Source organism: Flagellimonas sp. 2504JD1-5 (genome assembly GCF_053618295.1).
The window spans coordinates 1,268,844-1,282,646 of record NZ_JBSIOU010000001.1 but is presented as its reverse complement, the minus strand read 5'-3'; the positions used below and the strand labels follow the sequence as shown (position 1 = coordinate 1,282,646).

Sequence of the window (13,803 nt, the reverse complement as noted above, 5' to 3'; positions counted from 1 at the left end):
TAACATTTGGTTTTACTACCTTCCGGTGAGTTTTTAAAATACTCACCAATGTCTGGAAAAATAAGCATCCTTTTTTACCCTAAGAAATCCGATACCGATACTGATGGAATGGTTACGGTATACGCAAGAATAACCTTCAATGGAAAACGAGCGGAACTCAGTCTGGGGCGTCGTGTCGAAGAACAAAGATGGGATTCCCATGGTGGGCGACTAAGAGGTACAAGCATTGAGGTATCCAAGTTCAACCGTTTTTTGGATACCGTCAAAAATCGCTGTTTTGAAATCTACGACACCTTGCTCAGGGAGCATCAGGATATTTCCGCTTCCATCATTAAGAACATTTATCTGGGAAAGGAGGGCAAGGAATGGATGGTATTGGAAATCTTCCATGACCATAATGATGAAATGGAGAGCCTGATCGGGAAAGGATTTACCAAAGGGACATTGCAACGATACAACGCGGCCAAAAAACACGTGTCGGATTATATAAAACATGCTTATCATCGGAACGACATTCCCGTAAAAAAGGTTGACCACAAATTTATCACTGGGTTGGAGTACTTTTTGAAATCCAAAAAGAACTGTGATCATAATACCGCTGTCAAGTATGTTGTCAACTTTAAGAAAATCATTCGGATTGCCTATGCCAACCAATGGATAAACAGAGACCCTTTCTTTTATTGGAAGGCCACATGGAAAACCAAAGAGAAGCAATATCTTACCCAAACTGAACTTGATACACTGAGAAACAAAAAATCCTTTTTACCACGTCTCGATTTGGTGCGGGATATTTTTGTTTTCTGTTGCTATACAGGTTTGGCTTATTCCGATGTGAAACAATTGAAACAAAGTGATATTATAATCGGTGTCAATGGAGATAGATGGATTAAAATGGCAAGAAAGAAAACCAAGGCCATAAGCAGCATTCCACTACTCCCATCTGCCGAAGCAATTATTCAAAAATACAGCGAGCATCCTTATGTATTGGATGATAAAGGGGTTTTACCTGTATTGACCAATCAAAAATCCAATGCGTATTTAAAGGAGATAGCAGATGTCTGTGGCATCCACAAAAACCTGACCACCCACTTGGCCAGACACACCTTTGCCACAACGGTCACTTTGTCCAATGGTGTATCCATTGCCTCAGTGAGCAAAATGTTGGGGCACCGTTCCTTAAAGACCACTCAGATTTATGCCAAAGTTCTCGATAGTAAAATTGCCGATGAAATGGATTTACTAAAAGTGCGGTTAAAAGAACAGGAGAGTCAAAAACCAGAGAACGAAACTCCATCTAAAACATAATCAAGTCCCAAAGTCTTACTCCTGACTTTTGCGCATGTTTCCTGTCGCGTTTTTACAGCGTTCGGAAAGATAGGCGTATGGCAAAAACACGATAGGGCGCAACCTGCTTTTAGCCAGGCCGAAGGTATACCAAAGAACGACCGAAAGGGAGTTGAGGGGTATAGCGAGAGGGTAGCACGGCAAGCCGGTGCTACGTTGTCCGGTTTCTGGCCAAAAGGCCAGTAAAATCAGTATTTTATTAATTTTCAGTCACAAATAAGGCATTACGTTTTTTGTTGCAAAAACCCTGGGAGCTCCTATAAAGATTGAAAAAGTTTGTTGTAAAAACATAATTTTCCCGTAAAATTTGATATTTTCAAATTAAGTTTGATACGGAATTGAAAACCGTCTTATTTGATAGCCGCCAAAAAGAGTATTTACTGTAAAAACCTTGAAACCTTCAATAAATACTGGAAATTTTTACAGTAAAAACTGAATCCACAATAAATTTTGACACCTTTTAATGCTAAGTAGTAGTGCCCTATTTTGACGGCATTTTTCGCTCATTCTCCCGATTCGCGATGCCATCTAAACAGGATCCGACACTAAGTTTTGAGGTAAGTATTTGGGACTTGCAGCGCAAAACCCTGTTTGCTCGCTTCCAATTTCTTAAATTGACACTGATTAAAAGCCAGCTCTCTCTTTTAGGGCTAAGAAGTGATTTCTTAACTATTATTTTTGACAGTTTCAGTATGATTTTCCCTATTGTCATAGGCTTAAGTATTCTTTCAATATTCCTTCTCTTTATATTATCAAAGAAGGATAAAGTTTTAAGCGATTATTATCTGATTACGATAATTCTCTTTTTTATGGGAATGCTCAGCTCACAGATTTTAATGGAGAACTGGCCTTCTATTGAAATCTATCTCGTTGTTCTATTCTTCAATACGTACTACTTCCCTGTCTTAGTTATTTATGGACTGATTTTGTTAGACGGCAGAAACAAGCTAAATAAACAGTGGCTATGGGTTTATGCCTATCCGATCATCTACAATGTTTTTATATTGATCGATATTTTTGTGTTCAATAGCTATACTTCCTTAGCTGAAATCCGGGAAATATTTTTTAAGCCCACCAAGTACCAGCTTTTGTTTTACTTGACCCAATACTTGTATGTTATCGTAGTCTTGGTATGGTTGCGGAGAAAATTGAATCGTTACACCTCGTCCATCAAAAATTATTACTCATCAATTGAAAATATAAACCTTAACTGGTTTCGGTTCTTTATTCAATCATTACTGGGTCTTACCAGTTTCGGTTTTGTGGTCTTTACCCTATTCAGTATAGGTCTCATTGAGGACATTGAAATTCTATTTGGCATTGAGTACATTCTATTTGTTATACTCCTATTCTATTTTTGCTATAATGGAATTCGACAGTATTCTCTTGTCAACTTAAATAGAAGTTTCGAAGAAGAAGAAGAAGAAGAGGTCAGCCGTGAAAAACCTAAAGAAAAGTATCTTTCATCCAATCTGGATGACGAGAGCATTGATGCCCATTTCAGGAATATCTGCCAACTCTTTGATGAGGAAAAATTGTTTCTTGAGCCACAGCTCAAAATAGAGAATATCGCCAAAAGATTGGATATCTCAGTACATAAGGCATCACAGATCATCAATTCCAAATCGAATAACAGCTTCTTCGATTTTGTAAACCGATATCGTGTGGAATATTTCAAAAAACTACTTTCAGATCCTGATAAGCTTAAATTCACCATACTAGCCCTTGGAATAGAAAGTGGGTTCAATTCAAAAGCATCCATGAATAGGGTCTTCAAAAATTTTGTGGGCCAGTCTCCAAAGGAGTTTCAAAAGTTGCAACAAGATATCCCTTCATAAATCAACTTCTATTGCATATAAAAAGGTCTCACTTTCCCGAATGAGGCATTTATTCTTTGTCAGCACTGGATATTTGCCCCAATCAATCACACAAAGATTCCTTTAAAAATGAAAACAAAATTTATCATTGCTCTCAGGTATATCTCGGTAACATTGTTCTTTTTTGGTCTACTTTTTTTTCAAAGTTGCAGTAGCGATGATTCCGAAGTAATTACTGAAATCCCAAAGGACCTTCCCTCGATTCTCGATGGAATATTGGACGAAAGGCAATCAAGCAATCAGCCGGGATTGACCGTATTGGTAAGAAAAGATGGAAACATCGTTTATCACGAGAGTAAAGGCCTTGCCAGAATACAAGGCAATCGTCCCATCAATTCGGACACAGGATTTCGGATTGGATCCATTACCAAAACATTCACAGCCTTGGCCATCATGCAATTGGTAGAGCAAAATTTGATGTCCCTGGAGGATAAATTATTGACTGTTGTACCCGAGTTGTCCGATGCCTTCCAAGACATTACGGTTGCACATTTACTTACCCATAGAGCTGGGCTATTGGACTATATTGATGACAATACCAATATAACTAGCTTGGATGGCCTGACCACTGCACAAATCTTGGATTTGATACCGATTTCTGGACTGGAAAACCTAATATTTGCACCAGGCTCCTCCGCTGAGTATTCCAATACGGGCTATGTCTTTTTGGCTTTGATTATTGAAAGGGTGAGCGGTATGGACTATCCAACGTATATGAAAACCAATATTTTCGACCCTATGGGAATGAACAACACCTTTGTCATTAGTGAAAAGGAACACATGGGGGATGCAAATGACAATTATGCCCTCAACTTTGGAACGGAAATAAAGGTCAAAGGTTTCAATTCGCTGATTTATGGGGCAAGTGGTATTGTGAGCAGCACCAATGATATGAATCTATTCGTCGAGGCCGTATTGGGAAATGATATCATAAAAGAAGAGTCACTTCAAACTATGGTACAGCCTTTATCATCCATTTCATGGTTGGGAGATTATGGCCTTGGTTGGACTCTTGGGACAGGAACCAATTATTGGCATCAAGATGCCAATTTGACAGATTCAAATGATTATTGGCATATTGGAGGTTTTGATGGATACAGAAGTATGCTCTCTTTCAACCCCGATTTAAATCTGGAAGTGGTTATTTTGACCAACAACGGTGATGCCAGTCAAGAAATTTCCAATACATTAGTACGTAAGGTTCGAGAATATTTCAAAGCCAATTGAAATCTGGAAAGATGATACTTGTAATCACTTGCATTGAATTAAAAACACCGTGGAAGTTTTTTCAACTCTCATTTCACGCCATGTACATAGTGAACCAAATCAAAGGCTCCCAATGTGTTGCATTGCAAAAACTTGGCTTTTACAAAAAACACTATACGATGAGTCTTTGGAGAAATAGGGAAGAAATGAATCAATTTGCTAGAAGTGGAAGTCATTTGGCAGCCATGAAAAAGACAGCTTCAATGGCAAATGAAGTTACAACCTTGGTTATGGAAGCTGATAAATTTCCGAAATGGAGCGAAGCGAAATCTCTACTAAAGCAAAAAGGAAAGCTATTGCGATATGACTGATATTGTTTCACATTCTCGGTGATGGTAAAAGTCTTTCAAATTTTGTTTTGTTCGCTTAAATATTGATTTCATATCGCGTACTCCGCCCTCCACCAATTGGTTTGAAAATACCTTTCTGTACCAAATCCTGTAAATCCCTAGTGGACGTAGCTTTTGAAGCCCCAGTAAGAGAAACATATTTTCGGGCATTCATACCTCCTTCAAAACCTTGATGTCCTTCCTCCAACATTCTACGGACCACTTTTTGCTGACGCACATTGAGTTCATCCTTGTGTTGATCGAAGAACTTGGTTTTCTTCAGTGTAAACTCAATTTCTTGTTCGGCATCAATTTGGGCATCGAGAACGGTCTTGACGAAGTAATTTATCCAATCCGTAATTTCATTGGAACGCTGTGCTCTTTGCAATGCATTGTAATAAGCTTTTTTATTTCCCTCAATGGATTTTGACAAACTGAACAGTACTGGACGGCCTATACCTTGCGAAAGTGCTTTCTCTGCAATGGCCCGCCCTATTCTTCCATTGCCATCTTCAAAAGGATGGATGGATTCAAAATACAAATGGGCAATGGCTGCTCTTATAATTGGTTTCTTGATGCTGCTCTGAGCTAGGTTGAACCAACTGACAAAACCATCCATTTCAGCAGGAACTCGTTTTGAAGGAGGAGCTTCAAAATGTACTACTTCCCTGCCCATAGCTCCTGATACAATCTGCATAGGTTCTTCATGGGTGCGCCACTTACCAACTTGCACCAAATTATTTCCTTTCAACAGCATATTATGCCAACCAAACAATATTTGAGCGGTCAGTGGTTCACTAAAACCATTACGAACCGCCAGCATTAGTTCTGCCACACCTTCTGCTCGTTTGTCCTTGGTCAAAGGAAGATTGGGCTGTATTCCCAAATTTCTTTTGATGGAGGACATCACATCATTTCGACTCAGGTACTCCCCCTCGATTTCCGAGGTCTTTATAGCCTCGGAAACCATAAGATTTATCATTGCCTCGGTTTGCTCGGTTTCGGAAAGCCCTTCCAACACACCACTGATACGACCAGTTCTTTGGGCGAAATCAAAGAGTAAATCTTCGATATCTGCAGTTTGATATTGAAATTTTGGCCAATCCTTTTGTTGCCAATTGTAGCGCATGAGCCGATTAGAAATATTATTCGGCTCAAAAATACTAAAAATATGAGTTGATTGTTGATTTTATTTAACTCAACACTATATAACAGCTTTCCATAGTAACTATAAAAAATTAAGGCCCGTTTTGTGTCATTTGAATAACCTTGGTAACGAACTTTATGGAAGTTCATAAATAGGGATGGGAAACTGAACTTTTGGAAATTACATATCAAAATCTAGAAAAAACTGACATTAATTCCAACTTGCTAAAACCCGTTGGGTTCCAAAAAGCGTTAATTTAAAGAACCTATTGATTTTTTGAACAAAGCGATTTCCACTCATTCAATTAGAACTTAGAGGTTTGGTTTTGGCTTTATATTCCATCGGCGTCATACCGTACTTTCGCTTAAACGCCACCGAGAAATTATTGGAATGGGTGTATCCTACTTGTTCTGCAACTGACGAAATCGTTTCCCTCGGGTTAATCAAAAGTTGCTTGGCCTTTTCCAGTCGGACGTCGGTCAAATAACCAATTACTGGGGTATTGAACAGCAGTTTAAAACCAGCTTTGATTTTATAATCGTTGATTCCGAAGTTTTTGGAAATCCCTTTAATTGAAATGGCTTCCTGAAAGTAGCTCTGAATGTGGTTTTTGACGGCATACAGAATGAAGATGTCCTCTACATTCAAAAAATCCAACTTAGGATTATTGACCACTTTACCGTCATTTAAAAACGTTTGAATTGCTGTGATTTCATTACGTTTTACGCTAAACCACGGCAAATGGTCCATCCCTTCGGTAATCACAAGCTGTGAATCGGGAATTTTTTTATACATGTATTCACTATGGGCAGAGGCAATTAAAGCGTCATCCTTTCTATGCATTATCAAAGTTTGGGCCGAAACCTTGGTCAAATAATCCCTGACATCAATTTCCATATTCATGCTGTAGAAAACCCTAGCTGTGTTGGGGCTAGCACTTCTCCTAAGAAACTTGGCCCATTGTTCTTGTGCCGTTTGATCACCTTTTATGCTTGGCGCCATCAAATGTAGACCTACAGGCCCACCCCAATGTTCAAATAGGTGTTCTTTGATTTTGTTATGCTTTTCTATGCTTAGCCCCCAGGGATAATCTTTATTTTTTATCCATTTGGGGAAACTTCCAAGCAAGATAAGTTTATCCACCATTTCAGGATACTTGGCGGCTAGGTAAATCGCCAGTGGCCCTCCCTCGGATAAACCGATGAAATTGGCCTTATTAATACCAATGGCCGAGAGGATAATCTTAAGATCTTCCGCTCTTTGCTCCATACTGGGCAGATCCGACTCATTTACATGGTCAGAAAGTCCGGTACCACGTTTATCAAAGAGAACCAAACGGCTAAAAGAGGCCAGATAGCGTAGCCAAGCCGCCAATTGTGGAATGTTCCAGCATTCTTCAATATTGGTCACCCAACCAGGAATAAAAACAAGATAATCGCCACTTTTCCCAATTATTTGATAGGCCAGGTTTGTGCCCCCTGATTTTGCATATTTTGTTTTTTCAAAAAGCATGATTGACTAAAATAATAAATCTAGGCGCTCCAAAAATCCCCTTCGCATAGATTTCAATACTTCTGGTAGATGCGTTTGCCGCCATAGTGCATATACTTTTGAAAAGTAAATTAAAAACTATGCCGTCATGAAAAAAATATTGATGTTCGTCTATTCCATTGCCGCTTATCTCATAGCATTTATTTCCATTGCATTTTGGATCGTGTCCATGGGCAATCTGATTCCTGAATGCTCAATTGATCGACCTCCCAAGGTTTCATTGGGGGTTGCATTGTTGACGAATACCGGATTGGTTTTGCTTTTTGGGTTACAGCACAGCATTATGGCCAGAAAACCGTTTAAGGATTTTTTTGCCAAGTATTTTCCCAAGCCCATGGAACGAAGCACTTTTGTGCTATTCTCCAGCCTATTGTTGCTGATAATGTTATATGAATGGCAACCCATGGGAGGAACCATCTGGACCGTGCCAAAATTCTCCATAGCCTACTACGGTATATATGTGCTGTTTTTTACGGGTTGGTTTATCTTATTCCTGAGTACCTTTTTAATCAACCATTTGGATATGTTTGGAGTGCGCCAGACATTTTTGGAACTTCAGAACAAACCTTACAAACCACTGGAATTTAAGTTGGGAAGCTTGTATAAGCATGTACGCCACCCGCTTTATTTTGGGATGTTGTTGGCGGTATGGGCCACACCCAATATGACAGTGACACATTTGGTTTTTGCCGTGGGGATTACCATTTATGTAATCATTGGTGCTACCCTTGAAGAACGCGATTTGGTCAAAGAGTTTGGAAGACCATACCAAGAATACCAAAAGAGAAAACCCATGCTCGTTCCCTTCACTAAAATGCGCTCAAAAAAATTGAAATCCTGATTCTGAAAACCCTTACTCATGGAACAACATCAAATTTCTTTAAGAAAACAATATCCCAAACACACCGATGAGGACTCCATTTTTTTCAAGTGGGATGGGATGCAGGTACATTACAGGGATGAAGGCAATGGAACCCCCATTTTATTCCTACATGGCACTTCTTCATCATTGCATACCTGGGACGGTTTGACCACATTACTTAAACCTAAATACAGGGTCATTCGGATTGATTTAATTGGATGTGGACTAACGGGACCCCATCCAAAGAGGGATTACTCCATGGAAATGTACTTAAGCTTTATCGATGATTTCGCCAACTTTCTGGGGCTGCACAAATTTATTGTCGCGGGAAATTCTTGGGGCGGTATGCTGGCCTGGAACTTTGCCGCGCTGCACCCTGAACATATTTCTGGATTGATATTGATCAATTCAGCAGGATTTAAAATGAGTAAAATGCCAACAAGGTTCAAGTTGGTAAAATCCAAAGCAGGTAGGTGGTTGCTAAAGACTTCAATGCCTAAATGGATGGTGGAAAAAGGGCTGAAAGAAGTTTTGTATTCCCCTAAGATTGAAAAAAGTTGGATAACGCGTTACCAAGCATTAATGCTCAGAAAAGGAAATGGACAAGCCTTTATAGACATTGTCAGGATGCGCCAACTGCCCAAAACGGAATTATTGGCTGCCATAAAGGTTCCTGTATTACTCCTTTGGGGCAGGCACGATAAATTATATCCGTTGAAGCAAGCCAATTTGTTTCTAGAACGGATCAAAACAGCACGCTTGGAAGTTATCGAAAAATCCGCGCATATACCCATGGAAGAAGCACCATCCGCATGTGCTAAAGGGATTGACAACTTCATCAACGAACTGCAAAAAACATAATCATGTATTCCTGTACTAAATTGAATAGTGAGATAAACCTTAAAGGGATTGATAAGAGCATCAGAAAAGATAACCGGGAGGTTAACTGCACTATCTGGAACAATCCCAATTGTACCAAGGTTCTGATAATCGCTCCGGCCATTGGAGTGTCCAGAAGGTTTTATAAAACTATCGCCACCTATTTTTTTGATTTATCCTATAGTGTTATTTCTCTGGATTATTATGGGATGGTACGACATAAAAAACTTGAGGAGGAAAAGATAAGCTTGTGTGATTGGGGGTTTAAAGATATCGACTCGATCATAACGTATGCGACCAAAAAGTTTCCAAAACAAGAATTATATTTTCTTGGACACAGCATAGCTGGCCAAGTCTTTCCATTGGCCAAAAGTAGTAATGCCATTAAAGCAGCTTTTTTTGTGGCCTCCCAAAATGTGTCGAGTTCCAATTGGAGCGGTTTCCCCAAATTTAAGGTAACCATCTTTTGGCGTATGGTCATTCCTTTTTGCATACGTGCGTTTGGGCATTTACCGGCAAAGGCCTATGGGGGTAAACATGACTTACATAAATCAATAGCTGTGGAATGGGCAAAATTGGGGAGAAGTAAACAGGGTGTTTTGGGCCATGTCCCCAAAGCCCCCTCCAGATATGGGGAGCTAAAAGTGCCTACAAAATTTTTGAGCTTTTCGGATGATAAAATGTTGGCCCCGTTCAAATCGGTAAAGCGTCTGTACGACTCTTATGGCACCCCTTTTAAGGAGCATGTGCACATTCATCCAGGGGAAATTGGTATGAAATCCATAGGGCATTTCAGATTTTTTAAGAAACAATGTAAATTTCTTTGGCCCGAAATAGATTCTTGGTTTAAGCATGTAGATAATAATGTTGACTATTCATAAAACAACATTAATAAGTTTACAAAATCAACCGTTTTATTGAACTATTCCCGAAGAAGGGGTTTGCTATTTCCATAAAGTCTATTTGTCCGTACTAAATAAATAGTCTACATTTTCACCTTTATTTAAACTTAACCTATATGATTTTTGGATATGCCAGGGTAAGCACCCAGGAGCAGAGCTTGGATCTCCAACTGGATGCACTCCTCAAAGAGGGAATTCTCCAAAAGAACATTTTTACCGATAAGATATCGAGCACTAAGGAGGAGCGAAAGAGCCTCAAAAAGTTGTTGAACTATGTACGGGAAGGTGATACCATTGTGGTTTGGAAACTGGACAGGCTTGCACGGAGTCTAATACATTTTACCAAGCTCATGACTGAACTAGAGGAAAAAGGAGTGAAGTTCAAAAGTATAACTGAGCCTTTTATTGATACCACTGAGAAATCCTCTCATTCAGAGTTCATCATCAACATATTTGCTGCGTTGGCCCAATTGGAAAGGGACATCATTATTGAACGGACAAAAGCAGGACTGGATTCGGCAAGGAGGCGCGGAAAAGTTTTGGGAGCACCCAAAGGGATTAGTAAGAAAAATCAACAGAAAGCTGTACTTTGTGAAGAGTATTTCAAAGAGGGAAGATTGACTGTTTCGGAAATATGCGAACGTTTGGATATTTCGAGGGCAACTTATTACAAGTATTTAAGATACCGAGGGCTTAATGGGAAGTTAAGACCTTACGAGAAAAGTTGAAATAGATAATCCAATTATATAACTTGCCAAAAAGCGACCGATAAATGAAATTGGAAAATAAATTCATAGAACAAGCAGAGTATATTCCTAAGGAGGAATTTCCTTTGCTTTCTAGTATACATCCAAATGAGGATGTAATTCTGAAGAAACTGACCCAAAGTGGTGCCAAATTAATTACTGGTCCCCGGGGATGTGGCAAAACTACTTTGATTTTGAAAGCCTACAATATGTTGCTTTCAAAAAAAAATAGTGCCTTCGGAATTTATATCAATTTCAAATCATCTTTAAAGTTAGAACCCATTTATAAATCAAATGCGAATGGCAGTTATTGGTTTACCTATTGGATGTATTTAAAAATCTATGAAGGTCTGTATCAGACGATGAAGGATTATTCGAAATCTTCGGAAGATTTAAGCATATCCTTGGAAGACACTATTGTTTTACTAAATTATTTAGAGTTAGGAGATATTGACAATGCAAAAACTCACGAAAAGGATATCAATTATTACTCATTAGAAAATGATATAAATGTTGTTCTCAAAGTACTAAATAAGAATAGATGTGTAATTTTATTTGATGATGCCGCCCATGCATTTTCCGTAGAACAACAACGGGATTTCTTCGATTTTTTTAGAAAAATTAAAACTCGCTACATTTCGCCAAAAGCTGCAATTTATCCTGGGGTAACAAGTTTCGCTCCAACATTCAATATTGGACATGATGCAGAGGAAATAAATGCTTGGTTAGATCCAGAAAATGAGTCTTACTTCATGTTCATGAACGAGCTACTTAAAAAAAGAGTTCCAGATGAAGTATATCAAATTTTAGCGGACAACAAATATCTATTATATATAATATGTTATGCAGCATTTGGAATCCCTAGGCAACTTCTAAACATTGTTAGAAACTTGTATAATGAGCAGAAAGATGGTGACATAGAAATTAAAATAAATAGAACCAATATTTTCAAACAAATTAGAATTAGTTACAAAAGCACAATGAATGTTTTTACTTCTCTAAAGAATAAAATTCCAACCTATTCTAGTTATATAGAGGAGGGCCAAGAGGTTTATGATCGAATAATTGATTTAGTTAAAATTTATAACAGAAATAAGAAAGCAGAACGAAAAAGTATTACAATAGCGATAAGAAAAGAGGTCAATCCCGATCTAAAAAAGATTATTGGGTTTTATCAATATGCCGGATTATTAAGTCATAAAGGCCAATTAAGTAAAGGCGAGAAAGGAACGTTTGAATTATATCTGATTAATATTGGAGCTCTGATTGATAACAACGCTTTGCTTACAACTAAAGGAATTAATTTAGCAGATTTGGCAACTTCTCTGCTAAGTAGAAATGCTCACGAATTTACAAGAACACAATCTGAAAAACTTCTTACTAAAGGAATGGAGCCTCTTAAATTAAGTCTACCGCCTTGCCAATCTTGTAAAACCGAAAGAATTAATGAAAGTGCTTTGTTTTGCTATAATTGTGGAGCGCCTCTGATTACAGCATCTACCTATGAAAAATTAATAAGTGATTCAATTAGTAATTTAAATTTAACTGATCATAGAGTAACTACTATCAAAAGTCACTCAAGTATCAAGGAGATAAAAGATATTTTATATGATATTGGCGGAACGGAATTACAAACTGTTCCTCAAGTTGGTAAATACTGGGCTTCAAAAATTTATTATTTGGCAGAAGAATATATTTCGTAATCATGGAGGACTGGAAATTAAGTGTTTGTAACCAAGCTACTACGGTATCAATAAGTGACATTAATAATTATACAGATGCAGCTAATTTTAATTTGTCGCCAATAGATAGTTTTTACAGTGCAAGAGATTCCATATTGAGAGCGTGTGACCCTAATTTTGCAGCAAATCATCCTTCTGTTTCTCCTCTTTTTCTAGTTGGTTTAATTTCTTCAGTGGAAAATTACTATCGTGACATAATCTCTTCATTGATTAGAATTTGCCCAATCTCCAAGGAAAAAAGTTCAGAAAAAACAATTAATCTCGCCTCGCTTTGGTTTGGTTCAAATAATTTGGAGAAAGGAGCCCTGGAGAATATTTCTTTTTCTGATTACAGAAATATTCAAAAAAATTTTAAGTCTCTATTCAATATAGATGTGGATAATGATAGTAGTCAAATCAGCGCTCCTCTTAAAGAATTTTCGCGCTTGTGTGAACTTAGACATGCAATAGTGCATAGCGCTGGCCAACTTAGTGGCAAAAATGCTGTAAAATTGAATTTACCAAACTCATTAAATGCTGTACAAGTAGTAGTCAAATATGCTCAATTACAGGAGGCGGCGGCCGTTTGCACATCATTGATTTGCGCATCAAACCTGGAACTATATAAATTGATGTCAAATAGATGGCTACATGTTTGGCCAAAAACTCCGACATACATCAGTTCTGATTTAAATATGATTTTCAACAAACTTTGGGAAATATTTTACTCAAACATTGATAGTAAGAATGGGCTTATCTCTGTCCCCTTATCTAGGATAAAGGCAAGGAATAGAATAATTAAATCCAAGGGAATGTAGAGTTCAAATAAAGGATTCAAGCATATTTGAAGTGATTAGAGTAAATGCAAAAAATTGACAAAAATATTGAACTCCCAGAACCTTGGTATTGGACAAATCAAAATCTAGTTAGTCAGCTTAAAAGGGAAATTAGTGCAAATCATATCTTGTTTGAAAAGAAAGTAGAAACTCTTGCAAGAAGACAGGACAATGATGATGTGCTTTTTCTTGTGGACGGTAGCTCATTTGCTGTCGTTCATTTGACTTGGACCAATAATTCACATAATGACGGACGGTTTCCCATTTGCGAACAGTATGTTTCTTGGAAAGAATTATACGAAAATAGAATTCTAAAGGACAAAGAAGAATTTGAATAGCAATA

General features: G+C 38.0%; 13 protein-coding genes. 11 read left to right on the top strand and 2 right to left on the bottom strand.

What is annotated here, in order from left to right; genetic code table 11:
• The first annotated feature begins 48 nt into the window (after positions 1 to 48).
• The 4 genes from ACULLG_RS05700 (at position 49) to ACULLG_RS05685 (ending at position 4,798) form a co-directional block, all read left to right on the top strand.
• Positions 49 to 1,305, top strand: a complete 1,257-nt coding sequence (locus tag ACULLG_RS05700; RefSeq protein ID WP_452125810.1) for a site-specific integrase — start codon at positions 49 to 51, stop codon at positions 1,303 to 1,305.
• An 848-nt stretch (positions 1,306 to 2,153) separates the two neighbouring features.
• Entirely contained in the window at positions 2,154 to 3,182 is a 1,029-nt protein-coding gene (locus ACULLG_RS05695) for a helix-turn-helix domain-containing protein (protein WP_452125809.1), read from the top strand.
• A 108-nt stretch (positions 3,183 to 3,290) separates the two neighbouring features.
• A complete protein-coding gene (locus tag ACULLG_RS05690) occupies positions 3,291 to 4,448 on the top strand; it encodes a serine hydrolase domain-containing protein (protein WP_452125808.1) in 1,158 nt (385 codons plus the stop codon).
• An 80-nt stretch (positions 4,449 to 4,528) separates the two neighbouring features.
• Positions 4,529 to 4,798, top strand: a complete 270-nt coding sequence (locus tag ACULLG_RS05685; RefSeq protein ID WP_452125807.1) for a DUF3291 domain-containing protein — start codon at positions 4,529 to 4,531, stop codon at positions 4,796 to 4,798.
• Between the two features lie 55 nt (positions 4,799 to 4,853).
• Here the strand turns inward: ACULLG_RS05685 and ACULLG_RS05680 are convergent, their stop codons facing one another.
• Both ACULLG_RS05680 and ACULLG_RS05675 read right to left on the bottom strand, forming a co-directional pair.
• Complete coding sequence (locus tag ACULLG_RS05680; RefSeq protein ID WP_452125806.1) at positions 4,854 to 5,945, bottom strand: Fic family protein; 1,092 nt, start codon at positions 5,943 to 5,945, stop codon at positions 4,854 to 4,856.
• Positions 5,946 to 6,263: 318 nt separating this feature from the next.
• Positions 6,264 to 7,475, bottom strand: coding sequence for an alpha/beta fold hydrolase (locus tag ACULLG_RS05675; protein ID WP_452125805.1), 1,212 nt, complete (start codon positions 7,473 to 7,475; stop codon positions 6,264 to 6,266).
• Positions 7,476 to 7,602: 127 nt separating this feature from the next.
• Between ACULLG_RS05675 and ACULLG_RS05670 the strand changes: the two genes are divergently transcribed.
• From ACULLG_RS05670 to ACULLG_RS05640, 7 genes are all read left to right on the top strand, one after another.
• A complete protein-coding gene (locus ACULLG_RS05670; protein ID WP_452125804.1) occupies positions 7,603 to 8,355 on the top strand; it encodes a methyltransferase family protein in 753 nt (250 codons plus the stop codon).
• A gap of 18 nt (positions 8,356 to 8,373) precedes the next feature.
• Positions 8,374 to 9,237 (top strand): alpha/beta fold hydrolase, encoded by an 864-nt coding sequence (locus tag ACULLG_RS05665; RefSeq protein WP_452125803.1) that lies wholly within the window; start codon positions 8,374 to 8,376, stop codon positions 9,235 to 9,237.
• A 2-nt stretch (positions 9,238 to 9,239) separates the two neighbouring features.
• Positions 9,240 to 10,136: an alpha/beta hydrolase family protein gene (locus tag ACULLG_RS05660; protein WP_452125802.1), complete on the top strand. Its 897-nt coding sequence runs from the start codon at positions 9,240 to 9,242 to the stop codon at positions 10,134 to 10,136.
• A gap of 137 nt (positions 10,137 to 10,273) precedes the next feature.
• The gene (locus ACULLG_RS05655; protein WP_452125801.1) at positions 10,274 to 10,885 is read left to right on the top strand and encodes a recombinase family protein; all 612 of its coding nucleotides are present in this window, start codon (positions 10,274 to 10,276) and stop codon (positions 10,883 to 10,885) included.
• A 44-nt stretch (positions 10,886 to 10,929) separates the two neighbouring features.
• Positions 10,930 to 12,606 carry a hypothetical protein gene (locus ACULLG_RS05650; protein ID WP_452125799.1) on the top strand — a complete coding sequence of 559 codons (1,677 nt, stop codon included), beginning with the start codon at positions 10,930 to 10,932 and terminating at the stop codon, positions 12,604 to 12,606.
• Between the two features lie 2 nt (positions 12,607 to 12,608).
• Positions 12,609 to 13,442 carry a hypothetical protein gene (locus tag ACULLG_RS05645; protein WP_452125797.1) on the top strand — a complete coding sequence of 278 codons (834 nt, stop codon included), beginning with the start codon at positions 12,609 to 12,611 and terminating at the stop codon, positions 13,440 to 13,442.
• 44 nt (positions 13,443 to 13,486) lie between these two features.
• Positions 13,487 to 13,798, top strand: a complete 312-nt coding sequence (locus ACULLG_RS05640; RefSeq protein ID WP_452125796.1) for a hypothetical protein — start codon at positions 13,487 to 13,489, stop codon at positions 13,796 to 13,798.
• Positions 13,799 to 13,803: the final 5 nt, after the last annotated feature.